General features: G+C 50.7%; 34 protein-coding genes and 1 tRNA gene. 5 read left to right on the forward strand and 30 right to left on the reverse strand.

Annotated elements, in window-relative coordinates; genetic code table 11:
• Nucleotides 1-220: 220 nt before the first annotated feature.
• Nucleotides 221-847, reverse strand: coding sequence for an ATP-binding protein (locus tag AC3Y2E_RS06395; protein ID WP_379208905.1), 627 nt, complete (start codon nt 845-847; stop codon nt 221-223).
• 132 nt (nt 848-979) lie between these two features.
• On the reverse strand, nt 980-2,683 hold the full coding sequence (locus tag AC3Y2E_RS06400; RefSeq protein ID WP_379208342.1) for a recombinase family protein: 1,704 nt from the start codon (nt 2,681-2,683) through the stop codon (nt 980-982).
• Between the two features lie 154 nt (nt 2,684-2,837).
• Between AC3Y2E_RS06400 and AC3Y2E_RS06405 the strand changes: the two genes are divergently transcribed.
• Nucleotides 2,838-2,911, forward strand: a tRNA-Ala gene (locus tag AC3Y2E_RS06405).
• 229 nt (nt 2,912-3,140) lie between these two features.
• Here AC3Y2E_RS06405 and AC3Y2E_RS06410 read toward each other — a convergent pair.
• From AC3Y2E_RS06410 to AC3Y2E_RS06440, 7 genes are all read right to left on the reverse strand, one after another.
• A complete protein-coding gene (locus tag AC3Y2E_RS06410) occupies nt 3,141-3,620 on the reverse strand; it encodes an ArpU family phage packaging/lysis transcriptional regulator (protein ID WP_379208344.1) in 480 nt (159 codons plus the stop codon).
• A gap of 67 nt (nt 3,621-3,687) precedes the next feature.
• Entirely contained in the window at nt 3,688-4,326 is a 639-nt protein-coding gene (locus AC3Y2E_RS06415; protein ID WP_379208347.1) for a dUTP diphosphatase, read from the reverse strand.
• Nucleotides 4,323-4,700, reverse strand: coding sequence for a LexA family protein (locus AC3Y2E_RS06420; protein ID WP_379208349.1), 378 nt, complete (start codon nt 4,698-4,700; stop codon nt 4,323-4,325). The genes AC3Y2E_RS06415 and AC3Y2E_RS06420 overlap by 4 nt, the downstream gene beginning before the upstream one ends.
• A gap of 51 nt (nt 4,701-4,751) precedes the next feature.
• Entirely contained in the window at nt 4,752-5,321 is a 570-nt protein-coding gene (locus AC3Y2E_RS06425; RefSeq protein WP_379208351.1) for a hypothetical protein, read from the reverse strand.
• 37 nt (nt 5,322-5,358) lie between these two features.
• Complete coding sequence (locus AC3Y2E_RS06430; RefSeq protein WP_379208353.1) at nt 5,359-5,532, reverse strand: hypothetical protein; 174 nt, start codon at nt 5,530-5,532, stop codon at nt 5,359-5,361.
• A gap of 112 nt (nt 5,533-5,644) precedes the next feature.
• Nucleotides 5,645-6,607, reverse strand: a complete 963-nt coding sequence (locus AC3Y2E_RS06435; RefSeq protein WP_379208355.1) for a phage Gp37/Gp68 family protein — start codon at nt 6,605-6,607, stop codon at nt 5,645-5,647.
• Nucleotides 6,608-6,609: 2 nt separating this feature from the next.
• Nucleotides 6,610-7,245: a hypothetical protein gene (locus AC3Y2E_RS06440; protein ID WP_379208357.1), complete on the reverse strand. Its 636-nt coding sequence runs from the start codon at nt 7,243-7,245 to the stop codon at nt 6,610-6,612.
• A gap of 608 nt (nt 7,246-7,853) precedes the next feature.
• Here AC3Y2E_RS06440 and AC3Y2E_RS06445 point away from each other — a divergent pair.
• A complete protein-coding gene (locus AC3Y2E_RS06445) occupies nt 7,854-8,201 on the forward strand; it encodes a hypothetical protein (protein ID WP_379208359.1) in 348 nt (115 codons plus the stop codon).
• Between the two features lie 13 nt (nt 8,202-8,214).
• Here AC3Y2E_RS06445 and AC3Y2E_RS06450 read toward each other — a convergent pair whose 3' ends face one another.
• The 9 genes from AC3Y2E_RS06450 to AC3Y2E_RS06490 are packed head-to-tail and all read right to left on the reverse strand — an operon-like array spanning nt 8,215 to nt 15,935.
• On the reverse strand, nt 8,215-9,303 hold the full coding sequence (locus tag AC3Y2E_RS06450) for a DNA-methyltransferase (protein ID WP_379208361.1): 1,089 nt from the start codon (nt 9,301-9,303) through the stop codon (nt 8,215-8,217).
• 15 nt (nt 9,304-9,318) lie between these two features.
• Nucleotides 9,319-11,349 carry a DNA cytosine methyltransferase gene (locus AC3Y2E_RS06455; RefSeq protein ID WP_379208363.1) on the reverse strand — a complete coding sequence of 677 codons (2,031 nt, stop codon included), beginning with the start codon at nt 11,347-11,349 and terminating at the stop codon, nt 9,319-9,321.
• A gap of 10 nt (nt 11,350-11,359) precedes the next feature.
• A complete protein-coding gene (locus AC3Y2E_RS06460) occupies nt 11,360-11,875 on the reverse strand; it encodes a hypothetical protein (protein ID WP_379208366.1) in 516 nt (171 codons plus the stop codon).
• A gap of 9 nt (nt 11,876-11,884) precedes the next feature.
• Complete coding sequence (locus tag AC3Y2E_RS06465; RefSeq protein ID WP_379208368.1) at nt 11,885-12,238, reverse strand: hypothetical protein; 354 nt, start codon at nt 12,236-12,238, stop codon at nt 11,885-11,887.
• On the reverse strand, nt 12,235-13,557 hold the full coding sequence (locus AC3Y2E_RS06470) for a replicative DNA helicase (protein WP_379208370.1): 1,323 nt from the start codon (nt 13,555-13,557) through the stop codon (nt 12,235-12,237). The genes AC3Y2E_RS06465 and AC3Y2E_RS06470 overlap by 4 nt, the downstream gene beginning before the upstream one ends.
• Nucleotides 13,526-13,855 (reverse strand): replicative helicase loader/inhibitor, encoded by a 330-nt coding sequence (locus AC3Y2E_RS06475; RefSeq protein ID WP_379208372.1) that lies wholly within the window; start codon nt 13,853-13,855, stop codon nt 13,526-13,528. The genes AC3Y2E_RS06470 and AC3Y2E_RS06475 overlap by 32 nt, the downstream gene beginning before the upstream one ends.
• The gene (locus AC3Y2E_RS06480; RefSeq protein ID WP_379208907.1) at nt 13,782-14,807 is read right to left on the reverse strand and encodes a replication protein; all 1,026 of its coding nucleotides are present in this window, start codon (nt 14,805-14,807) and stop codon (nt 13,782-13,784) included. Before AC3Y2E_RS06480 ends, AC3Y2E_RS06475 begins: the two co-directional genes overlap by 74 nt.
• Entirely contained in the window at nt 14,716-15,174 is a 459-nt protein-coding gene (locus AC3Y2E_RS06485; protein WP_379208374.1) for a hypothetical protein, read from the reverse strand. The genes AC3Y2E_RS06480 and AC3Y2E_RS06485 overlap by 92 nt, the downstream gene beginning before the upstream one ends.
• Nucleotides 15,171-15,935: an MBL fold metallo-hydrolase gene (locus AC3Y2E_RS06490; protein WP_379208376.1), complete on the reverse strand. Its 765-nt coding sequence runs from the start codon at nt 15,933-15,935 to the stop codon at nt 15,171-15,173. Before AC3Y2E_RS06490 ends, AC3Y2E_RS06485 begins: the two co-directional genes overlap by 4 nt.
• A 90-nt stretch (nt 15,936-16,025) precedes the next feature.
• On the opposite strand from AC3Y2E_RS06490, the gene AC3Y2E_RS06495 reads away from it, so the two are divergent.
• Complete coding sequence (locus AC3Y2E_RS06495) at nt 16,026-16,427, forward strand: hypothetical protein (RefSeq protein ID WP_379208378.1); 402 nt, start codon at nt 16,026-16,028, stop codon at nt 16,425-16,427.
• Between the two features lie 17 nt (nt 16,428-16,444).
• Here the strand turns inward: AC3Y2E_RS06495 and AC3Y2E_RS06500 are convergent, their stop codons facing one another.
• From AC3Y2E_RS06500 to AC3Y2E_RS06555, 12 genes are all read right to left on the reverse strand, one after another.
• On the reverse strand, nt 16,445-16,666 hold the full coding sequence (locus tag AC3Y2E_RS06500; RefSeq protein ID WP_379208380.1) for a hypothetical protein: 222 nt from the start codon (nt 16,664-16,666) through the stop codon (nt 16,445-16,447).
• Complete coding sequence (locus AC3Y2E_RS06505) at nt 16,666-17,562, reverse strand: RecT family recombinase (protein WP_379208383.1); 897 nt, start codon at nt 17,560-17,562, stop codon at nt 16,666-16,668. The genes AC3Y2E_RS06500 and AC3Y2E_RS06505 overlap by 1 nt, the downstream gene beginning before the upstream one ends.
• Before the next feature lie 3 nt (nt 17,563-17,565).
• Entirely contained in the window at nt 17,566-17,958 is a 393-nt protein-coding gene (locus AC3Y2E_RS06510) for a hypothetical protein (protein ID WP_379208385.1), read from the reverse strand.
• A complete protein-coding gene (locus AC3Y2E_RS06515; RefSeq protein ID WP_332075171.1) occupies nt 17,955-18,155 on the reverse strand; it encodes a hypothetical protein in 201 nt (66 codons plus the stop codon). The genes AC3Y2E_RS06510 and AC3Y2E_RS06515 overlap by 4 nt, the downstream gene beginning before the upstream one ends.
• On the reverse strand, nt 18,145-19,749 hold the full coding sequence (locus tag AC3Y2E_RS06520) for an ATPase (protein ID WP_379208388.1): 1,605 nt from the start codon (nt 19,747-19,749) through the stop codon (nt 18,145-18,147). Before AC3Y2E_RS06520 ends, AC3Y2E_RS06515 begins: the two co-directional genes overlap by 11 nt.
• Before the next feature lie 122 nt (nt 19,750-19,871).
• On the reverse strand, nt 19,872-20,024 hold the full coding sequence (locus AC3Y2E_RS06525; RefSeq protein ID WP_379208390.1) for a hypothetical protein: 153 nt from the start codon (nt 20,022-20,024) through the stop codon (nt 19,872-19,874).
• Entirely contained in the window at nt 20,005-20,181 is a 177-nt protein-coding gene (locus AC3Y2E_RS06530) for a hypothetical protein (protein WP_379208392.1), read from the reverse strand. The genes AC3Y2E_RS06525 and AC3Y2E_RS06530 overlap by 20 nt, the downstream gene beginning before the upstream one ends.
• A gap of 9 nt (nt 20,182-20,190) precedes the next feature.
• Nucleotides 20,191-20,538, reverse strand: coding sequence for a type II toxin-antitoxin system PemK/MazF family toxin (locus AC3Y2E_RS06535; protein WP_379208909.1), 348 nt, complete (start codon nt 20,536-20,538; stop codon nt 20,191-20,193).
• Nucleotides 20,538-20,672, reverse strand: coding sequence for a hypothetical protein (locus AC3Y2E_RS06540; RefSeq protein WP_379208394.1), 135 nt, complete (start codon nt 20,670-20,672; stop codon nt 20,538-20,540). Before AC3Y2E_RS06540 ends, AC3Y2E_RS06535 begins: the two co-directional genes overlap by 1 nt.
• Nucleotides 20,669-20,917: a DUF7667 family protein gene (locus AC3Y2E_RS06545; RefSeq protein ID WP_379208396.1), complete on the reverse strand. Its 249-nt coding sequence runs from the start codon at nt 20,915-20,917 to the stop codon at nt 20,669-20,671. Before AC3Y2E_RS06545 ends, AC3Y2E_RS06540 begins: the two co-directional genes overlap by 4 nt.
• A gap of 53 nt (nt 20,918-20,970) precedes the next feature.
• Nucleotides 20,971-21,726, reverse strand: a complete 756-nt coding sequence (locus AC3Y2E_RS06550; RefSeq protein WP_483875093.1) for a phage antirepressor KilAC domain-containing protein — start codon at nt 21,724-21,726, stop codon at nt 20,971-20,973.
• Complete coding sequence (locus AC3Y2E_RS06555) at nt 21,723-21,938, reverse strand: helix-turn-helix domain-containing protein (RefSeq protein ID WP_379208398.1); 216 nt, start codon at nt 21,936-21,938, stop codon at nt 21,723-21,725. The genes AC3Y2E_RS06550 and AC3Y2E_RS06555 overlap by 4 nt, the downstream gene beginning before the upstream one ends.
• Before the next feature lie 182 nt (nt 21,939-22,120).
• On the opposite strand from AC3Y2E_RS06555, the gene AC3Y2E_RS06560 reads away from it, so the two are divergent.
• A complete protein-coding gene (locus AC3Y2E_RS06560) occupies nt 22,121-22,852 on the forward strand; it encodes a helix-turn-helix domain-containing protein (RefSeq protein ID WP_379208400.1) in 732 nt (243 codons plus the stop codon).
• Nucleotides 22,853-23,067: 215 nt separating this feature from the next.
• A complete protein-coding gene (locus AC3Y2E_RS06565; RefSeq protein ID WP_379208402.1) occupies nt 23,068-23,286 on the forward strand; it encodes a helix-turn-helix domain-containing protein in 219 nt (72 codons plus the stop codon).
• Nucleotides 23,287-23,549: the final 263 nt, after the last annotated feature.

Here is a 23,549-nt window from a genome sequence, read left to right on the forward strand (position 1 = left end):
TTTTTTTAACAAAATATTTGGGTTCAGAAAGAAATAAACGAGGATAAATGTTGGTAATACAAAACTCTCTTACTGCCACAAGGGATTTCGGCGTTTTGGAACACTAACTAGGAAAGTCCCGCAAACCACCGTTATTGCTTTTATCCCTGCACGACTCCCGGAGCTCCGTGCCCGGTCCCACGTCCGCAGTCCGATCATTTTTAGGCCAAACCTTGTAGCGTCAAGTTACTTCCTCCTCCGAGCTTATTCGCGGTCCGGCAGATCCCCGTGCTCCGCTTGCGCTCGTGCAGGAATGGTGAAGGCAATCCGCGTGCCTTTCCCTTCCTCGCTTTGCATAGCCGGACATATCGGGCATCGTAATGTCCAGAATGACGAGAAAGAAGTCCGGCGACTTGGCCAGCTCATACAACGCCATTTGCCCGCGATTAACGACGACGGCGGGATAGCCTTCCAGCCTGAGCTGATTGATCATCGACTGGAGATTCGCAAAATCGTCGTTCACGACGAGAAGACGCTCTTCTTTGCTCCCCTTGACGTAAACTGGATAGTCCGTACCTGCGGGAAACGCGCCGATCGGGACCGGCTCGGCCTGTCGTGCCGCCCGCTTCGCTTTCTCCGCTGTCCCGGAAGGTAGCGGAATCGTAAATGTAAACGCCGAGCCTTGGCCAATGACGGAGTTCATTTCAATCTCCCCGCCGTTCAGCTCGACCAGCTTTTTCGTAATGCTTAACCCGAGGCCCGTACCGTCATGAACCGGCGTCTCCGAAGAGGCCGCCTGCGCGTATGCATGAAAGATTCGGCTGCGCAGCTCTTCCGGCACTCTGATCCCCGTATCCGTTAGAAGCAGGCACCTTCTTTTCCCGTACCGGACCGCCTATTCCTTAAATATTTAAACAAATTGTGAACACTCCAAAATTCATGTTGCATTCCCCAGGGCAGCTGTTGTATACTAAAAAAGTCGCTTACGAGGGGCCTTAGCTCAGCTGGGAGAGCGCGTTTGTTTATTATACTGCCCGTGAACGGACTTAATCAAGTCCGTAATTTTGAGTTTCACATTTACCTCAACTGAATCCCTGTACACAATGATGCTATCAATGACGTTGGTAAGCATCATTTTTTGTTTCTCATGAGACGCGCCACGGAAAACTTCTTTCCAGACAGGGATGATATTAATAAAGCTCTCCATCTCATTTTTTTCGATCATCTTCGAAGTGTGCTTCTTCTCAACCTCTGTAAACCGTTTTTTCACCTCTTCCAATTCGAGTTCCTTCTGTTCTATTAAACTGTTCAGTAGCTCCGGTTTAAATGAACTCTTCCCAAGAAGGCTCTTTGTCACTTCATCTGTCAAAGCCTTTAGTTCCTTCTTGAGCGTATTTCCTTGTTTAGTAAGCTTGTTTAACTCTAATTTTTCTACGGACACCGAGTTTTTCTTCAACTGGTCGACCTGTTTGGTTAGGTCAACTTCACGCAATTGATCGAGATACTTATCCAACTCCTCAAGTACAACGCTCTCTATCTTGATTTGAGAGTATATTGTTTGCCCAGTACAATCTGTTTTGCTCATGGCCTTTCCGCTACATCGGTACTTTGCCTGTCTCCACTTTTGAACCGTGCCATCTACGAGCAAATATTTTTTCGAATTGTACGTCGTTGTTAGTGGAGAACCGCAGTGCCCACATCGTGCCAATCCAACAAAAAGCAGCGGACTCTTTGTTATATTTATCTTTTCTATATCTGGATTGTCGGTATTCTCCTGTGATCGGGAACTCCTGATTTCTTGAACTCTATCCCACATATGTTCTGGAACTGTAACTAGCTCAGGGATCTGTACTTTAGAAACCGTCCATTCGTCTTTTGGGGCAGTTTTATGTTTGCCATCCTCATCAAGTATCCTTTTACTATGGGCCGGGTACCCTTTGTAGAGTGGATTACTCAAAATAAAGTTAACCGTTCCAGATGTCCACTTTTTCCCTGTCGCTGAAGGTATGTTCGACTCGTTTAGGTGTCTTGCAATGCGATTCGCTCCGAAGCCGCTGGAATAAACCAAATCGTACATATGGAAAGCAATCTCATTCGTTTCTTCGTCCTTCACGCGTCTGAAAAGCTCTTTCCCCTTTTTATTAAACACACCAGATGGCACAAGTTTATATCCATATGCTGCTTTTCCACCAGTAAATAGACCATCTTCGGCCATTTGAGTATGGTTTTCGGTAACTCTCATCGAGGTCTTTCTACTTTCCCCGCCCGCTTGCCAAAAACGGATATAGTTTGTCAAATTGTCTGTATGGTTTTCGAATTTTTGTTGTCCCTCCATTACAGACCAAACTTCAACTCTTTTCGCAAACCATTCTACAACAAAGGGCGTTTCATCTTCTTTGCGACCCAAGCGATCAAACATGAAGCAAAGCAGCACATCGAAAACTCCACTTTCTGCATCTCGCTTTGCCTCTTGAATTTTATCGCGATCATTTGCTGATACCTTAAATCCAGATACGTCTTTTTCGACATACTCTTTTACAAATTCCCAACCCTTTGATTCAAGAAATTCCAAGCAAGACCTGCGTTGAGATGGGATATCGTCTCCATCAAGTTGCTTTTTCGTCGAAACTCTATAGAAACATGCCACTCTTTTTTTTCGATCTTCGATTGTTGCAAACTTCTTTTTCATTTTCATTCCTGCCATTGATTCGACCTCCAATTTTGTCGATTACACTACCAATAAATTATATGAAATTTCCATAATAATCAAACATAAAATAAATTGTTGCGTTGAGGTAAAGCTTGTGTTATTATACTTTAAGTCAAGTACGACGAGGGTTTATCCCATTTGTCACTTCGGGGAATTAGCTCAGTCTGGGAGAGCGCTTCGCTGGCAGCGAAGAGGTCAGGGGTTCGAGCCCCCTATTCTCCATTATGTAAAACCCAACGTTGAGTTGGGCTTTTTTTATGTTATCTGCTTTCTTAAGAATTCGTCTGTGAGGAGCCTTATTACTTCCTCAGATGGATCGACATCTTTGCTACCCAAAAACCTTAACTTGACCCACATTTTGTGATTATTATTAAATCTAGTGACTGTGTTTTCTTTAGGATCGTACATATAACGATCGTTCCCTATCATCAATTCCTGGTATCCTCCCACATTACTCCCCCTTCTTCGCCAAATCCGCCAGTTGCAGCAGCTTCAGATCATCGAATTTCAGAACCAGCCGCAGGAACGCTTTTCCCCGAATCTTTGTATATTTGTTCTCGCTGATCGGCGGGTTGAACTTGTGGTTATAAACATTCTGATCGGTGATATACTCTGTCTCTTCTGTCGTGTACCGCTCGATTATCAGAAACCGCTCCATCCGCGGGAGGCCCTTAACAGCCAGTTCTACACGCTCACAGTACGAGCGGCGATATTCCTTCTGGTCCACATTTTGAATCGCCACGCTGGCCGTCTGGTCACTTGTAACGTTCGTATTCCCTCCTTGGCGATCCTCGTATGATGCCGTTGTCGATGCTTCCCGTTCCTCGAATCCCAAGTATTTGTAGGTCCGGTAGATGAAGAACACCTTCTCGACTTCTTTCCGCACCTTCTTGGGGTCGAGATCGGGGATAAAGTCATTTCCCATTCTCATCTGCACGCGCTCCGATCACCCCTTTGTTGATTGGGTGGGATAAGCCCCGTAGAACCGGGGCGGCTGTTCAATAACCGTTCGCCTGACGCTCGTGATTCGTTTTGTTTTTATCGAGGTATGCTGCTGCGATCTGATCCCACTTGAAGCCGAACTTATGTCCCAAGTCAATGAAGCTATAAAAAGCCATCTCCCATTTTTCCTCCGGGGTCATGTCACTCTCCCATCCCCGAATCTCACCAATCATCATAATCAGGTCTAGGATTTGTTCCGATGTCGACTCCTCAACGATCCGAGGTCGGTACGCCGGAAGGTACGTCACGCTTAATTGCCGGGCTATCGAAAGGAAGAAATGCAAGCAGTCGACGTATTCTTCGAGCAGTGGATTAACGCTTGCGTCAACACCTTCACCCATGCATTCATCACAGGGTTCCCCACGCTCCACCAAGTCACCTAATTCAAAACTTCCTTCAAACCAGCTCCTATACCCTTTACCACTGCATTTTTTGCACTTATAAGTGGTTCGAGGCTCCCGATCATTGCTCCAATGCTTAAACCCGCGCCACTCATTCGCCAGCTCGCCGATCTCCACTTGCAGCGCCAGTACCGTGTTCGGCAGCAGATCGACTCCCTCGAGCCCCTTTTCCCGAATGATCCGTGCGTCCAGCTCCTTCTGCTTTTCATACAGCTGTTCCAATGTTACGCTCATGCCGGCTTACCCCCAAGGTTCTGATTTAATTGATTCACGAACCTATTTACTTCCAGTTGGTTCCGCGAGCAGGGTGCAAGCTGCAGCACGGCGTTTCCGTCATAATCGATCGATACCGCCAAGCCAGCTTCTCGGCGTACCGTGTATTTGGGCTGGTTGTCCGCACCGATAAGCCGAATCGTACGAGACGCTCCCGTATCCCAGTCGACCAGACCCTTATCCTGCAGCCGAAGCAGGCGCTCATAAACGACGGATCGAGATCTTAGCCCGATGCCTCGAGCGATCTCGTCGAACGTCGGGGAATAGTTATTCTTGTAGATAAAATCTCGGATAAAATCAAGCGTCTTTTGTTGGTTGGCCGTTAACGCCGGCATAGTAGACCTCCAATCCGGGGCGCGCGGCCCCGGGTATTTTGATTTATTCGATCAAAACGGCAAGCCGTCGTCAGGGTGGGTCATTTCCGGAATCTGTCCGTCATCGTCCACGCCATGCATCGGATCGGCATCATCGCTAGTTCCCGGGAGCTCTTCCTCGTAGCGCTCCTCTGGTTCGACAGAGTCCGGATCTACATCATCGATCGTAAGCTGTTCTTGGGGGACGATTACCGTCCCGTCCCCATCCACGCTGTATTCGATGCCCTCGTGTTCGTCCTCATCTTCCCCGTAAAACTCGTCCATGGTCATTTGGGAAGGTTGAACCGAGAGCGAGACATTCCGGCCGGCGTATCGGTAGAGCTGCTGCGCTTTTTCCTCGCTGTCACCTTTAATCGCGAATTTCATGACGGTCTTTTTGCTATCCCGCTGAATGTTCATGAACTCGGCCGTAACATCCCCAGCAGCGCACCCGGCAATGCTAAACACCACGATGCTGCCCGAAAGGCTGAACAGATCGCCTTCAGCGTCACCGTCCTCGTTGCCCTTGATTTCGAATTTGAGGACTTCCTTTTTGTCGTCCTTCTGCATCATTTTGAAAAATACGCTCAGTTCTGTTTTCATAGTTCGTTCGCTCCTCGTAATATGAGTTATGATATATTCAGTTCGATTTCCCAAGCAGGTTTACCGCGCTTCCCTGCGGCTGGTCAAACACGACTCTCAATGGAGATAATGTACTGACTAGCATTTCGAAGAGCCGCTGATGCTCCTCCGTCAGCGCTACCGGGTACAAGACCCCATCTTTGCAATAGAACAAGACCGGTTGGTCCTTCATTTGGCATCCTCCTCCAGTTCTTTCTCAATCCGTTCAAGCTCTGCCTTTACCCTACGGCGTTTACGCCGAAGCCAACCTTCAAAACGCCACATCCAGCGGCCGATCCAGTCAATCATGTTGCCTCCGGAAACTCGTTCCACTCACGGTCGTCTAGCTGTCGGCCGGCGAGCAGCTTGCCAATCCGAAAAAATCTTGTGCCGTCGATTTCAGCGCATTTATGCCCGGGAGATGAGTACTCATACGATTTTCTATCTGGGTGAACTGGTAGCCACTCTCCCCATTGTTTGAAAAAGAATGACACACCCGCCGCCTGACACTGATCGCGCAAGCTCCGAGTCCAGTCTGGATGCATCGGGCGAGCGCCGGGGCCACTCTCCCCGCCCGCGATAACCCAATCTAACTTACAAACGCTGCCCTCTTCTGGGTATTCTTCGTCGAATTCATATGCGCTCTTTGGTAGCTTTACCGGTCCCAGCAGCGGCTCGCAGCTCAGGAACCGGACCGCCGCCGGCGTCTGGAGCAGCAGCGGAATGCGATCGTCGGCTGCCTTCTGATTCTCAACGCTCACGCCGAGCCAGACGTTCGGGAGAGGCCAATCGGGAAGGTATTCGAATTTAGATCGGTCGAGCCCGTATTCACGGATTGCTTGGGAAGCGAACCATCCCGTATGCATCTGGAAATCCTCGCTATTCAGCAATCGAGCCATTCTCTCCGGCCGCTTCGTGAGGACTTGAAAAGTGTGTTGTTGGGATAGACACATAATCCCGAACACTTTAGCGATGTATTTTTCATCGACTGATTCATGAAATAAGTCGCTCATGCTGTTGACGAATACCCGTTGCTGCTTGCGCCAGCGGAGCGGCGACTCGAGCGCATCCGGAACGAGTGTCACTTTCCCGGTCCAGTTCGGTCCACCGGGGCCGGGTTGCGTCAATCCCTCGTACGGCATTCCTTCACCGCCGAACCGATGCGCCACGCGGATCGCGTAACAATTGCGACATCCCTCGCTCACCTTGCTGCAGCCGCGTAACGGGTTCCATGTGCGGTCAGTCCATTCGATCGATGTTTCGCCCATACCTACACCCCCCCTCTCTTTCCCCTCTTGCCCTTTGTGGCTTCCTTAGCTGCCTTGTACCCCGCCGGATCAAGAATCGCATGCAGCACGTCCCGCTGATAATCCGGGTAATCGCCGAGCTCCCGTTGCCCCTGTCTGAGCCTCCATAGCGCCTCCGAGATGCGGGCCAGCACATAAGCGTCAGCGATGTTAGAGGTCGGTGGTTTATGACCCCAGTGCGCCTCAACGGCAGCCTGCACCCGACGTTTGACCTCCTTGCCCTCCAACTTACGCTTTCTGCCGGGGCGCTCCGGGTCTGGCTCCCACTCGGCAACTGAGACAAAATTCTTAAGCTGGTTCGGGGTTGCGGAATCGAACTGCCCTACTTTTCGATCAATCGCCAGGCGCGCTGCCCAGTTGAATCCGCTGGACACCTTGCCTGTATCAAACTTGGCCTCCAGCGCGAAACCCTCGATGCATACTTTGCTGTCCCGTTTTAGCAGCCGGTATATGTTGTTCAGATTGTCGTTGAGCCGGGCCGCCGGCGTCTTGCCTATGGCCTTAAGCTCGATCCATCCGATCAACTTACCGTCTTCCCCGATCTCAACAAGCCCGGTTTCGGTCGCCGGGTCAATCCCCACAAAGAACAAATCTATCATCCTCCCGACGAAATTAGGAACTGACGTTCCCCTCAATGGGTGCAACGGCCCCTCAGACCGCCGCATTTGGCGTCTGCTGCGTTTATTCTTATGTCCGAATCACTTTCTACCCCAAGGCGTTAAATGCTCAATCTTGCTGTAATGCACGCGCTCAGATTGAACTATACGTTTCTCGTAATAGCGGACTGTTTCCCACCAAATATTTGCTTGATGAGCGCCGCATACCGGCACGAGTGCCCACGTCTTTGTCGCACGAGACCGGCAGTCTGGATAGTTGCATCTTTCTTTCATCGTCCTACTCCTTTCCTACGTCGTTCCTTCGTTCGTCGCAAAATTATCAACGTGTCGAGCGGGATGTTTCGCTCTCTTGGAACGGGCGCCCGCTTCTTTGGCATCTCAGCCTGCGGCATTCGCCTTTGCTGCAATTGTCTGGCCGCTGCATAACGGATATCTAAATCAAGCGCCACGTCCGTTGCAAGCAGGTAAAGCTCGTCGGAAATGCCCAATGTTCCACCCCCAACATGTTTGGAAAATATTAAATATTGATGTAACTTTTCCGATAATGAATCGTATGGTATATTCCAACATTTTTGTAAAGGAGTAATTAGATGATAAAAGGTGTATTTAGAATACTAGTGGGCATTACTAAATTACTTTTGCCATTTTTAATTTTTGCAGCAATCTGGTCAGGTATCATGCAGCTTTTAACTTTACCTTATCCTAAAATCAATCATGAGCAATTCAGTAAGATTCAAATAGGGATGACGGTAGATGAAATGATTGATATAGCAGGTAAGAAAGGTTTTTTAGAATTCGAATCATCAAATCAACTGTTCACTCAACAGGACTACGCATACATTCGAAAATTCGACTTTTCCGCTAGATCATTCTTTTACCCTCTTACGTATAGCCTTGACTTTATAAACGGGAGACTTGCTCAGAAGTCGTTTAAATAAGCTGCTCCCTTTTTCAAAACTGCAATTTCGGCTGAATCGTTGCCGTCCGGCGCTCGGCCAGTTCTACATAATCCGGTTTCATTTCAATAAGCGTGCATTCCCGCCCATTTTCGAGCGCTACCTTCAACGTTGTACCGCTGCCGCCGAATGGATCTAGGACACGCCCGCCTACCGGGGCGCCGGCGAGTATACAAGGTTCAATTAGTTTTTCTGGGAATGTCGCAAAGTGTGCTTCCGGGAATGGCTGGGTGGCCACCGGCCAAACGCTCCGTTTATTCCTCATCCCTGTATACTCAACTGGCTTCCGATCCGGCCGGTGCTGTGCCACTTCACCGGGTTTCGGTGATTCCTTTACCTTCCGAGCAAAGACATGTGACAGTTTGAAGTCGCCACGGTTCGTACGTTTTCCGCCGAATCCATTATCGAATGTTTTGGCTTCCGTATACGCGCCACCCCGAAATCCGTTCGCCCATTCATCCTGCGCACCTGGTTCCTTAATTGCCTCCGCATCGAAGTAATACCGGTCGGATTTCGACAGTTGAAACAAATATTCGTGGGCCTTCGTTGTCCTGTCAGTAACGATCTCCGGCATGGGATTTGTCTTGCTCCAGATATTGTCCATCCGGAGGTACCATCCATCTGCCTGAAGCGCGAAAGCTACTCGCCACGGAATGCCGATCAGGTCCTTGACCTTGATGCCGGACACGGCCGTCCTCGCCACACTCTGTCCTCTCCGATCCGAATCCCAGCCAGCAACGTCCGAATCAGAGCTGTGCGATTTGTAACCAGTTGTTGCATAGGCGTCGCCGAAATTGAGCCATAGTGTCGCATCATCCCGCAGCACCCGCCAAACCTCTCGAAAAACGAGCACCATATGAGCCGCGAACATCTCCGGCGTCGGTTCCAGCCCGAGGCAGCCGGTCCATACCGGCACCGTAAGCGGTGGAAGTCCGGGCATTGGCGTATACGTCACTTCCGGCCAATCCGAAGGCGGTATGCCGTAATCACGCAACCCCCAGTATGGGGGACTGGTCACGCATGTATGGAAGTGACCAGCGAGCAGTGTCGGGAGGACGTGCATACAGTCGCCTTGCAGAATCATGTCGTCCCTCCTCGGTCAATGCAGCGCCACCGGCGCCCGCTGTTCGTCTTGCGGTGCTACCCAAACCTCGTCCCAGCTCATCATGAAATCGCCGACATAGCTTGCCATCATCGCCGTGAGAATCACGCTCCCCATAGCTGCGGCAGCCGCCCGGGGCACCGCATTTCCGATATACTCCCGCGCCTTAGCGTCGGCGCATTGCTCAAGCTGGAACGGTCTTCCGTCCGGAAGAGTCGCCGGGAAGTCTTGAAGCATCGCGAGCTCGTATGTCGTTAGTGGCCGGTGCCAGGTGCCATCCTCCGCAATGATCGTCCAGACGCCGCGGTCCGCATCCTCTGGTACCGGCCGGGGGTCGGCAATTGCTGCCGTTCCGGAATGAACATCCCCGCTAGCCGTGACCGTCTTCGCCGGCTCCTCCCAGCTTTGGACGCCGTATGTGCCGGAACGCGGTTCGCACCCTAGTCGAGCATCGGCGATCAACTGCGCCCCGCTCTGAACATCCGTGACTCCCGTTACCGTAGCTGCGGGGGCATCAGTCGATTGCATGCGGTATTGGTCCGTGTAGCGTCCGGGCCGATCGGCGATTCGTGGATCGCTGATTGACTGCCCTCCGCTACCGAGTGAATCTTCGCCAGTTATCGTATAAGCCTGGCCGTCCCATGACCGTACCGGGTATCCATTGCTACGCCGCTGGCCGTCCCGGTCGTTAAGCCTCGGGTCTGCAATACTACTCGCTGATTGCATGATTCGAGAGGCAGAGCGTACGGTCTTGGCTGAATTGTCCCAATCTTGGATGCCGTAGCTGTCTGGCATCAGTTCCGTATTTACCCGAGGATCAGCGATCGCTATCGCACCGCTGCCGAAACGCGTGCCCGTAATGCAAGAAGCTGGTTCATCTGTCCGGATGATCCGGTACACTCCCGGGTGTCGCCCCTCCCGCTCTTTCAAACGCGGATCATTAATGCATGCAGCTCCGTTGCTCGGCCCGACCGCTCCGGTAATGCATGCTGCAGGTTCGTCGTCCCGCTGGATGCGATAGAGATTCGTTTTGCCGTCACCGTTGATTTCTAGCCTTGGATCGGATACCGCCGTCACACCATTCGACCGCCCCGGCCCCGCCGTGCTCGTAACTGCCCGGGTCGGTTCTTCCCAAGGAGCGACTTCGAAGGCGCCGCGCCGCGGCTCGTGCACAATGCGGTAATTCTCCCAATCGACCTTATTCAGATCCCGCCAGTCCCCTCCGGCTGGAATGAGCGCGAGACGTACCCACGTTTTCCATTCCAGTTTCGGCAGCCGGTGCAGCGGACCGCCGTTCACCGTGTCACCCGGCATCGGTAGGCGTCCCAGCACTTGACCGATTGTCTTTAGCGGCTTGATGGCCGGACGGTATACGAAGCTGTTCATTTTCCGTTCGTTCCGCGCAATCAATAGATACCGTTTCCGGTGCTGCCCGAGCCCGCCGAGCTCCCCGCAGTCGTGATCGGCATCGTGAACTGCGAAGCCGTATCCTTTCAGCAAGGATTTGATCTCGTCCAGAATCTTCTTGCCTCGCGACTTGATCCGGGGTACGTTCTCCATCAGGATCACCCGGGGAAGATCGTCACCGTACTCGAGGCAAGTGTCGAGCGCCAGCTTCAGTCCGCGGATGGTCAACCGGTTCAGAGCCTGGTATTTGCTCGTCTTGGCCGACTTTTCTGGTAGAAGCCCGCTGAACCCTTTGCACGGCGGCGAAGTGAAGAGCGTGTCAGGAACTTGTTCTTGAAACGCCTGCCACATATCTGCTGTCGTAGCCTCCTGCCAGCTTTCTGGCGGCTCTTTGCCGAAGAAGTCGATGTATTGTTTGCGATCAAATAGGTCCATCTGTACGGCCGTTTCCGAGCCTGTGACAAGGTCGTGGTTATGGCAGGCGACCGGGTCGACGTCTATCGAACAAAGAATCTTATATTGCCCAACATGGCCGGCATATTCGCCTCGAGCTCCTTCGAGTCCCGCTGTCGCCCCGCCGATCCCGCCGAACAGGATTGCTGCTGTCCATTCTGTTTTCATCGGTTCCTCCTTACTGCTTCTGTTTCCGAAAAAAGAGGGGGCGCTGCGAAAACGATCCTTCTGAAGCTCTCGCTCGCTTCAATGACTCTTCCATCGAAACTTTTGGAGTGCTGATGGATTTTTCAACGTCCCAACCAAGCTCTTTCACTCGTTTCCACGCCAATTGTCTTGTTATTCCGTTTTTTTCAGCAATCAGAGCCTGATCAGGACTTAAGAGTCTGTTTTTTCCGAATTCAGCTAGCTTCCGTATTTCCTTCTTCTCTAACGCTGGTGTAGAAGCGGCCTTTTCCGGTGTCCACCCCATACGGGATACTCGATCAAGATAGGTGCGATATTGGATTCCGTTGGAAATAGCGATGTCCTTGAACTCACTCCATCTCCATGCATTCCGTCTACCAACGGGAGTTTTTACGGCTCGAGTTATGCTCCAATTCAGCGAGTATACTCGTTGATATACGAGATATTCGGGAATCCCGTTGTTGCGAGCCGTATCGTAATCTTCTGGAGTAATGTAATAGACGTTCACGTAATCACCTCAATCGTCATCATCATCCAAAAACCCTGATACACGCTTTGCTGGCGGTTGCGACGGGGGAGGCTGCGTTTCCTGCTTTGGCAGTTCGGTCTCAGGCTGCTTCAGCTCGGCTGCCTCCGCGGGCTCGTCGAAGCTCCATCCCAATTGGGCGTAAACCCTCCGCAGCCCGGGAAACTCCTTGACCAGCTGCCCACGCCGGTACCGCTGCATCTCGCTGTCAACGTAATCGTAATGCCGGAGCAATTTGGCTTTTTCGTCTTCATCGATCAACGGGTCGCTAATCTGTTGCGCCTTATCAACGAGCCATTTTGCCGATCGGTCGTATGCTTCGTCGGTCTCAATTCGCTTGCTCATGACGCCTTACCACCACCTGAAGACTTCTTTTCTAGCTCTTCATATTTCTGGTGCCACCACTTGAAGAGATAGCGGAACCGGTTCATGCCGACGTTTCGACCCTTGGCAAAAATGGACTGGATCACCTTGAGGTTGTCTTTCATCTCCCCGTCCCACCAAAGAAACTCAACGACATCCGCGTCCTGCTCGATCGATCCCGATTCTTTCAGGTCCGACAGCTTCGGCTCCTTGCGCTCTTCGCTCTCCCGGGTCATCTGCGACAGCATGATGAAGCAGAATCCCATTTGCCGCGCCATTGTCTTTGCTGTCCGAGTCACCCGGCCGATCGCCTGCGAGCGGTTTTCGTTCTTATAAGTTGGAATATCCATGATCTGCAGGTAATCGACTATGACCGCGGCGACCTTCCCGTATTTCTTTTTAAACTTGCGGACGGTAGCCCTGATTTCAGTGATGTTGACGCCCGCGCTATCCTGGACGAAGATTTTTAGTCGCTCGAGCTCGTCGTAGGCGTCGTTAATTTTCTTCCACTCGAGGTCCGTGAACCCGGCCCCCTGACCGCCCTTATTGATAAGCCGGTTATAGTTAACCCCTGCCACCGCGCTTACCATCCGGTCTTTGACCTCGTTGGTATCCATTTCTTGCGACCAAATCAGTACAGGTCCGGCGTCTGGGTTATGCTTTGCAATCCCGTAGGCGAGCAGCAAAGCTTTGGCTGTCTTGCCGACACCAGGGCGCCCCGCGATGATGTACAGCCAGCCGATCCAAATCATGGCCCATTCGTCAAACTGCTTGAAAATGCCGGTCATCAATTTCGCGGCTTTGCTCTTAAGATGATCAAAGTAGGACTTCCGTGTCTCCTTAAAGCCCAGCATCTTCGACTCCGCTTGCGGCCGAAGATCGTCGACCATCTCGTCGATCGTGGCGAAAAACTCCTCATCTGACTCGTATTCCTCGTCAGCTGCTTGTTCCAGCTTCTTTGCGAGCTCCTTGGTACGGCGACGATGTGCCCGGGAACGGACGATATCGGCGTAATGCTGAACATTTGCTGCTGTAGGTACGGCGCTTGCGATTTGGTACAGATACCCGTTCTCGATGACATCGAGCCGGTTTCGCCGCTGGAAATGCTCCGTAATGGTTACGAGATCGATGGGCTTATCATTTTCATAGAACCAACGCATTACCTTGAAAATCAGCTCGTTACGCTTCTCCTCAAAATCTCTTGGCTCGAGATAATCAATTTGGTCCAAACAATCAGATTCGAGCAATACCGCTCCGATTACCGATTGCTCAGCGGATAGCAATAGATCGTGTTGGCTCATATACAAAGTCCTCCGGTTCGTTGCCTGCATCTACCCAGCGCTGATGCTCTATCAAGATGTTCCGAGCTTCGATTTCCCTGTCTTCTCCGCTCTCATCTCCGCCCGACCGTATGATATCGGCTATCGTTGGGGGAAAGTGACTTGACAGAATGTGCTCTCTCAGGGCTGGTAGAGCAGCGGCCAAAGGGACCCCTCGCAGCATTTCCGACCAAAGGGCAATGCGTTCATTCGTCAGCTCCACCGTCGGGTAGGCCGTAGTGACCAAAGAGAGAAGCTTCACTGTTTCCTCCTTGTTCATGCCGCGCCTCCTCCATATGTTTTTGTAAAAGGGCCTTGTTCCGATCATCTCGGCTCTGACCGCCGCGCTTTGCGGGGGAAGCGTTCATTTTCACCGCGAGCTGAACGTATTTCTCCCGGAGCTTCTTGGCGCTCAGAATATTGACCTGCCAGAACGTATCCGACGTACACCAATCGATAATGGACAATAGCTCTTTTGTATCGCGCTTGTCGATCTCGACGATTTTTCGAAACTCGTCAGCCCATTTTTGCAAGGGAGCATCTTTGACAAGGTGATCCACTTTATTGGCTGCTGCATGGACCATAATTTTTTTATGAAAATATACAGCTTGGCGGTACGGAATGCTGTCCTCGGAATAAGGGGTTTTCTTATTTCGAGGTAAAGAAGTATTTCTTTCTTTAGAGTTTTCTTTTCTTTCTTTGTTGGGGGGTGGATTAGTACCCTCGCGAGGGGGTGAATCCGTTCCCTCAGAGGGAGTGAATCCGTTCCCCCAAGAATCTGGTTGAGGGAGCGAATCCGTTCCCCCAAACCAAAGATCGTAGTTCTTTTGAAAGCCGATAACCCTTGATCGGTTCTTGGTTGCTTCGCGAACGACAGTTATGACGTTTTGGTCAATAAGCTTCTTGACCTCCCGCTTTACCTGCGTCGCATGAATGCCGGTCGCCTGAGCGATGTAGTCGATCGACATCTCATGATCCTTCCGGTGATAGCCGTACGTGTTGCGCCAGACGACGATGACGATTCGGAACTGTGTGCCGTTAAATGGCTTCTGAACGATTTGGTCGAGAATTTCGTTTGCCACGCCCGTATACCCGTTCTCCTTTTGGGGATTTGCCATTCCCTCACCCGTTTCGATGGTGCTATTGTGCTGCATAGAAGCCTTGGACAAATTCGGTGATGCGGTCTGTAAGGGGGACTTTATCCGGAAATACTCCACCAGCCGTATCCGCATCCCATTTGTCGAGTATTTCTTTAATTCCAGAACGCAGCCGATCATCCGGCGATTCCGCTACAAAACCATTAACCAAGGCGCAAACGAGCATGTACCCGTTCCCCCTTCCAAAGTCCGCAAGCACTTTGAGACGTTCTCTTGGTCTAAAGGGAACATCAATAAGATTTTTGATGACGTAGTCCACATCATGGCCGTCATCACGATAAGATTGGAGGGCTGTCGCTACATTGCGCGGCACTACCATCGGTTGCGGAGCTTCGGATACAGCACGTTCAACCGAATCCAGCAACAATTGCTTTTCGTACTCCAGCGTTCTGACTTTGCCTTCGAGTACGCCGATTTTGCTTATCAATTCCGTCAAGCTCATCGCTCAACCACCTCGATTTCGTAATGTTGGCCCGCCCGCAGACCTTTCGCCGTAAGTGCCTGCTTAACGGTCATTTCTGCGAGTGCCGGAAGGTTGTTGTTATCGGACAAGTGCGTGAGATAAATCCGCTCGCCCCGGCCCTTCGCGAGCTTTGCCAGCGCCTCTGCCGTCTGGTCGTTACTCAGATGTCCACGGTACTTGTCGCTGATCCGGTCCTTGAGATAGTCGTCGTACGGGCCTTCCCGCAGCATGTCAACGTCATGGTTTGCTTCGACGATGTAAATGTTGCCTTCCATCATCTCGAGCATGTCATCGTCAACGTGACCGGTATCGAAGACGACGCAAGCACGGTTCCCGTCACCATCCTCCACCGAGTAGCCGACCGGCTCCAGCGCGTCATGATGGACCTTGAACGGATGTACTCTGAGCTGCCCGACTTCAACCGGATCGTATTTACTGAAAGTCGTTTCGAGCGTCCGGCAGAGCTCGTCGTCCACGCCGGATATCTTTTTCCATTCGCCGTCTGTCGCGTATACGGGCAGCCGGTATTTGTTCGCGATCGTCAATCCGCGGATATGGTCGTTATGGCTGTGCGTGATGAAAATGGCTTGGATGTCGGTTGAGGCATTAACGCCTTTAGCCAGCAGGCGCTTTTCCAAGTCCCGCTTCCATTTGCCGGCATCGATCAGGACCCCAGCGTCCCCGCTCTGCAGGTGGATGCAGTTGCCATCCGATCCGGAGGCGATGATTGTAACTTGCATGCTAACCTCCTTGTAAATGAGAAAGTCTTTATTGCACTCGAAACTATGCCGATACTATCCCGTATAAGTGTTAAAAATTAGAACTGGGGGTTGGAAACTATTAGAAGATTGCTTGGCGTTATATTAAAGGTGGTACTTGCTATGCTCCTATTCGTAGCTGTCATCTTCGCAGTTGCACCTCTTAAATTTTGGGTATACCCTAAAATCACTGAAAATCAATATAATTCTCTTGTAGTCGGCATGACTCTTGAGGAGGTAGATGAAATAGTTGGTGAAAGAGGCCACCATGTCTATACTGAAGATAACAGCATGCTAGTAAACGGCCAGCCTACCAACACATTTAAAAGAGAATCGTATTTCTACTACGGTGCTTTTAAAGAAAACTTCAATATTAAGAAAGATTTTGAGTACTTATCAGAGCGTCCTGAAATTAATTTGCTTTTCGTAAATGGGAAACTTGTTGAAAAAAGACACGAAGGTATAAAATTTTAAAATCGAACAGAGCTTAGTTAAATCGAACGCTCCTCCTTCATCCGCTGCTGCCACTCTTTCGGCAGCTTACAGCCCTTGGCTGGCTCCTCGTAGTACCGCTCCCCCATGTAGAACGAAACGAATTTGTCCGTGGCTCGTTCGTAATAGAAACCTCTGAGAATGGGAGCCTGGGGAGGAGCCGCGGGCGCGGCCACCTCTTCCACGGTGCTTGCGAACATATCGAGCTGCTCCGGCCTCATTAGATCGGGTCACCGAGGATGTCGTCGTCGGCCTGTTGTCTCGCTGCCAAATCCTTATCCATGATTTTGAGAAGGCCCGTCATCTCGGCAAATGTTGGCTTTTCTCCCTTGAATCTTGCGTGTTTATTGATATAGGCATCCATTCCATCCGGATCGGTTATGCCGAGCTGCAGGAATTTCGCCTTCATCTGCTGTCGAGCTTCTTTCATCTTTGCGGCTTCGCCGTCCTGACTTGATACCTGCTCCGGCGGCGGTGTTTGGTTCTGTGCTGAACTATTAACCTCATCCGTGATATCGCGGCGCTCGTACGGGGCCGGGGGGCTGTCTGCTACCGGCGCATCGTCTTCGGCGATCTCAATGCCGTACTGACGCTTTGCCGCCCGCTTGACCACCGTCTTTTTGAAGAAGTCGTTGAAATACTTTTTCCAGTTTGCCGCATTATTTCCCGTCAGATGGTGCTGAACCTCCGCCGCCTTCATGTACTCGTAGACCGCCGGGAATCCGTCCCGGTAAGCAAAGGCATAGCAGCCGATGACCTTGCCATCTTGCGGTCCCATCTCGTGCTCGACGTCCCAATAATACTTGCCGTCATCCCCCCGGATGCGCTTGGCCCGGAACTCGTCGCCATCATAGACCAGTTGGACGTCGATCCCCGCGTATCCCTCAACCCGCTTGGCGAGGAACATGATCCCCTCGACGCTGATCTGGATGCTCAGCTTGCCCCCATAGACGATACAATAGATGTGGTTGAGCATCGGATTGAGGCCGGCTGCGACCGCCGTACTCATGAAAAGGTTGAATTGTTCGGGCGTGGCGTCCTTCGCCAGCGTGTGCCGGATCGTGTCGACCTGCTGCTGTTCGAACCCGGAAAATACGATTTGTGTGCTGTTTGCCATGGATTATTTGTCCTCCTTAAGTTTGAGAATGCCTATGACCCGCTGAATTGCTTGCCGGGCTCCGGCGTCGTAATCGCTCTGGAGTTGGTAATCGTCCAGCAGCCCCCTGATCCGCGCCGCATCCGGAATATTGATGTTGCTGGGCGCCCAGTCGGACGCTACACAGTAACGGGGCTCAGGCTCTCCAAGCATCTTCACCGCTACAAGATCGTCGATCGCGTTCCGCAGCGTCAGAGCCTCGGGGACCGTCAGCGTGAAATTCGGCGTATCCTCGTGGAAAGGAAAGGAGACATCGACAAAAGTTTCGTTAAATTCCCTGCGCCGGAGAACGATACAATCGTTCTTCTCGATTCTCGGATGGCCGCGGAAATCGTTGAACTGGACTGTTATAATCATGGACGCCCTCCTTCCTGAAACTTGGCTACGCCCTTGATGACCTGGGCCTTCGCAGCTGTCCAGGCTTTGTTGAAGGCCGCTTCTGGATCATCGCCTTCGCCGATCGCGATTACGAACCCGGCGTCAATCTTGATCGATTCGTAGTTCCCGAGGTTTTTGGTGTAGGTGAAGCCGACAGAAATCTCCTTAACGCCCATCTTTATCGCCCTCCTGCATCGTCGTCTCAATCAAAAGATCCTGATCCAGAACCGCCCGGCCGGTGATCAGCTGGCCGTAAACCGAAACCTTGCCGGTGTACTCGCCGATGCAATCGAGGAACGTCGGCGTTACAAGCTCCGACTGCTTATAGAGCACGTCGATCAACTCCAGCTGCGCCGTAACCCGCTCTCCCGTGGACAATTTCACATAATCCTTCCCATTCATCTGGATCGAGAAGTCTGGCTCATATTCTCCTGTCGTCTTCACAAATTTAAATAGCCGGATTGACAAGGTCGTAAAGAGCGACTGGATTTGTACAGCTTGCAGTTCTGCCTCTTTGGCCCGGTAAGACTTGATTGCGTCGAGGATGAATGTCGATTCCCGCAGGTCAGCGAGCGTTTTCTCCTCTGCTGCCTTGGCTGCCGCAACCTGCTGATTCAGATCATCCCGCTGTTTATGGGCTTGCAGTTGCTCCTTGAGCGCGTCCCGCTCGGCGTACAGTGCGGACAGGTCCGGCTTTCCGGACTCCTCGGCCTCCGCTGCCGTAAGCCCCAACTGCGCCTCCTTGACTTGCGCGCGCAGCTTTTTGGCCTTTTGCAGTGCCTCATTACCCTTTGCCGCGATAGTCTTAAGCTCGGCAGCATGTGCGGCCTGTGCAGCCTCCCTCGTTACGTCTTTCAGCGCCTGGCCGCAGGCTGTACAAGTATCATCCGGCTTTTTCGCGGATACCGCAGTATGCTGCTCCTTCGCGTCTTGGTACTGCGTCGCATAGCGGACATATTCGCTTTGCAACTGGTCTATTTTGGATCGAAGCGCGGGCAGCGGGCTGACGCCGTTGCCTTTGATCGCAGCCTCGATGTCGACGAGCCGCTTTTCTGCAAGTACTACATTTGTCGGAGCTGGTGGTACCCGGAGCAATTGCTCTTGCAAGGTGCGCGTCTTGGACTGCGCCGCGATATACTGCTTGTCGAGCTTGCTTTTGCGGCCGTTGGTTCCGCCGTGGATTTGCTGCAGGTCGACCAGCGTATGCTTTTTGACCAATTCAGCGAGTTTGGCGGCCGCCGAATTGAGCGGAATGTCCTTTGCTTTCTGCCCCGGATCGGTCCGGCTCATCTCGGAGAAAACCGTTCCCTGTAGCGGCTCCGGTGCGTACCGCATCACCTGTTCCCGCTGTTTGGTCCAGTGAAGCCCGAAAAAGTAGGCTGGATGGTACAAGGACAAAAACTCATCTTTGGGCAGCAACGCCTCGACAGCGGACTCGAACTCCTTGGCTTTGGTCGGCACCTCGTTGACGTAGTAGACCGCCGTCTTGCCCTTGGGAAGCTCTCTGGCGAACCGGTACTCGCTGCCATCAATCGAGAGCGTCAGGGAGGCGTACACCCGGTCAAACTCGTATGTTGTGGGAGACGGGTCAAACTTACTGCCAAACAAATCCGTGCCGTAAAACACCCAAGCCGGAGCCGCGCCGATCGATGATTTGCCCTCGCCGTTTTTACCGGACAGTCGGGTAATATCGCCGTAATTGACCGTGCGGCTGCGGAGTGATGTGAAATTGACGAGCTCGAGCGATATAAATCGGATAACCTTGGGCATTCCCCAACCTCGCTATCTGTGGTAGAATAATTGCAATCGAATTTTTCTTAGCGGTCGTCCTCTTGGGCGACTCTTTTTTTTGGCCCTACATGCCGTTTTGGGCAAAAAAATAATAGGACTTCTCAATTTACTAGCGCCGCTATCGCCACGAATCCAGCTAGAACGATGATGATTGCGCTGATATCCCGGGCGGCTTCCTCCGCCTTTGTTTCGATTCGGACGCGGTATCCCGACCCGGTACGCTCCACCACGATGTTACGATCCCCTGTCTCCACCGGCCGGCTCCCTCCCCTCTGCGTACTCCGATTGATCCGGCATAATCCGGTAATAAAGCGGATTGTACGAATCGGTTCGATCGCCACTGCGGACAATGATCTTCCCCGGCTCGATCCGTGCAACGGTGCCGATAATGGGCAGCTTTGCGGTCAGCATTTCGCGTGTTCACCTCCCTTCAATGCCAAGGCTCAGTCTTATCGCCCGGTCCACTTCATTCATAATTTCGCCAGCTGATCCCGCCCACTTCCGCAATTTCGTTCTCTCGAGTGTTCGGATCTGCTCAAGCATGGCAACGGAATCCTTCCCGATCCCGCGCTCCCACGAGACCTTGACGTGTGTAGGCATGTAGCGCTTATTCCCATCTGTGATCGGAGCGACAATAACAGTCGGGCTGTAGAAGTTGCCCACATCGTTTTGAATGATCAGTACCGGACGAACTCCCCGTTGCTCCGATCCGCAATTGCGGGTCTGTACGCCTAGGTCCGCAATCCAGATATCTCCGCGGCGTATCATCACTTGGAATCCGCCGCCTTTGACCGGATAAAAGCAGCCATTGCCCGGACTTCATGGCCTTTCATAAGGCCGCTCACATAGACCGTGCCGGAAGTAAGGCCGACGGATTGAAGCATCTTCGCAAAAACGTTCATATCATCTTCGCCTCCAATTCTTCGATTTGTTTGCAAATCTCATGCTGCCAATCTCGATCATCGACCGTGTATGCTATAAATGAGAGTTGTTTCAACTCATCCAGCCGGCGGACCAGCTGTCCGTTTACAATCAGGCAATGCCGCAGCTCGACTTGATCTTCTTGTGTGAGTTGGTCGTATCCGACCACTTCTGCTTTGAATTGAATTTGAGCCAGGCGGCGATGTATCGGGTGAATACCGATCATTCGTTCCACCAGCCTTTTCTATATGGAGTATTTAGTTTTCAAAGGGCAGTTATTTAGCTATTTCGCTCGATTACTGGAAGAAGTTGATTCTTCGACTTGAGAAGGTTATAGATGAATAGACGGCCTTTCTGCGTCCAGTAGGTGTGCATCTTGCTGCGCTCCTCATCAATCACTTGCGTTTTACTTTGCGTGTAGCCTTTGTCAGCATATTTTTGATATAACAGCCAGCAGTCACCCTGCTTGAACTGGACTCCAAGTTCGTGAAGCAATGCGTTCATCGCTTGTCCTGACATTCCGTAGTCCTTGGCGATCCGAGTTATCGGGACCAGGGATTTGTTTAGTAGCACAAGATCGTAGTAAGTTGCTTTCGGCTGCAATTCGTTAATTATCTGTTCCTTTTGGGCATTCTGGAGCTGTAGAGCTTCGTTTTTTTCCGCAAGGTCTGCAGCGAGTCGAAGGGCCTCGGGCAACGTTCTCGGAACAACAGGCCCCTGAATTTGTTCGCGCATCCGGTTAAATTCCGTGATGTACATTTCTTTGAATCGCGCTGCTTCTTTTCCCGTGTAGCCCATTACAAGGAAGGTGAATCCGTCTTGGGAAATAAGATATTTCTCGTAAGTCTGACCGTTTTGTGGATGAACATAGGGGGTCTGTCCAAAATTGGACACCCTGAATTCTTCACTACATTCAAGGGATCTAATATCGCGTAACACATGCTGATGGTTTTTACCAAACGTTTCAGCGACAGTAATGCTATCCGTAACCGGACGTTTGTTTTCGATGAATACGAGGTGCTTCAGTGCGATCATTTTACAACCTCGCTTTCTTCAAGCAATTTCGATACAGTAGTACCAAGTCCGCTTGCGATTTTCTCAATCATCTCCAGTGAGGGGCTGTGCTTGTTCTCCTCAAGAGCTACTAAGTATGAATATGAAACACCACTTGAAACCGCAAGTCGGTATCGTGTTATTTTTTTGGCTTCACGCAACCCGGATATCCGAGTTCCGATGTCTTTCACCATGCTCATCACCTCCTGAATCCAATATATAACGACGTATCGTTATATTCAAATTTCGTTGTATCTACATAACATCATATTCTCTTCAATTTACTCGCGCAAACTCTTTTTATCTTGACATTTCGCTATATTTAAATTAATATATATCGATGTATCGCCATATATAGGTGAAGGAGCGTTACAATATGGGCATTATAGGAAAAATTGAGGAGTTAATGGAATCGAAAGGGTGGACTAAGTACAAGCTCGCTAAAAACTCGGGGTTACCTCAGTCGACAATAACATCGTTGTTAAGCGGAAGAGTGAAGAGTCCGTCTGCCGAAACACTTACAAAACTATCTACCGCTTTAGGCGTTTCAGCCGCTGTATTACTGGGAGAAGAAAACGAAATTGAGTCCGAAGATTCCATTGACAAGAAGATATTCGATCTCTTATATGTCTTAACTGATAAGGAGGGTTACTTTTACGAGGAGCTCAGAGAAGATATTTTTTATGCTATTTTAGATTCTAATTTATACATGGCACATGCTTACCGTGGATCTTCTCAAGCACAAGAATATGAAAATTATTTTAAGGAGTACTATTCAGAAATCGATGAGCACAGTGATAGAAAGCACGAGGAAGCTGCCGAGGAATTCAATAAAGCCTATGACATAAGGTCAGTTAAAACCGTTCTTGAATTTAATCGTGATGAGATTAAAGAAAGATTCTTCGAGTCCCTCAAAAAAATTACTATTAAGCACAACATAAAAACACCCTCCAGAATTGAGGAGGATGCTTTTAGTGAAAGTGACATTGCATTACTCGATCGAATCAAACGTCTTTCCGATAAACATGGCATGTCACTCAACGACCCTAGAACCCTTGATCTTATTGATGAGGCCTTCGATTTCGTCAAAAGAATGCAGTCTAAATAGTTCTGTCATCTCTTTAAGAAAATGCTTCTCTTTTTCAGTATAATTTGAGCTGTCACGTTCTAACTGTTTCGTATCTAAGTGCGTTATGAAGATCGCCACCTTATGTATTTTTCTGTTGGATGATACCTTACAGTATAGCAAAAACACGAACGACATGCGAACAAAATACGAACAAAATGTGAACCATTTTTGTTGTTGAAAGGAGAACTTGAGGCTTGCACTTCTCTCGTGGGAAGTGTCTGCTCCAATACTGGCTTGACAAAAAGGGCATGACCCAGGCCGAACTATCCAGAAAAACCGGATGGTCTTCACGAATGATTTCTTACTGGTGCAGCAGAAAACGCCTTATGACACCGGAAGCTATGTACACTGTTGCTAGACTTTTGGAAATCAATACAGACGATCTCTACCAATGGATTCTGGAGGTTGATTGAGCAGACTTGATGCGGATATTTTCCGCACTCCCCCGGGAAAAATATGAACTTTAAGTTCTCACCCCTTTTTTTGATCCCTATTGTAAACATTTACCTCTACTCTTTCCACTGGTAAATTCGACCAATCTCTCACCCCCTTTCAGAACGCAAAAAGTCCCGCATGGTCTGATTGCATTATTACAGTAGTTGAAATTGACTCACATCTGTTAGAGGATATACGTACCCCTAAATTGAGTTGTGAGAAAGCCAATTTCCACTATGTA

Source organism: Paenibacillus sp. MAH-35, assembly GCF_058135425.1.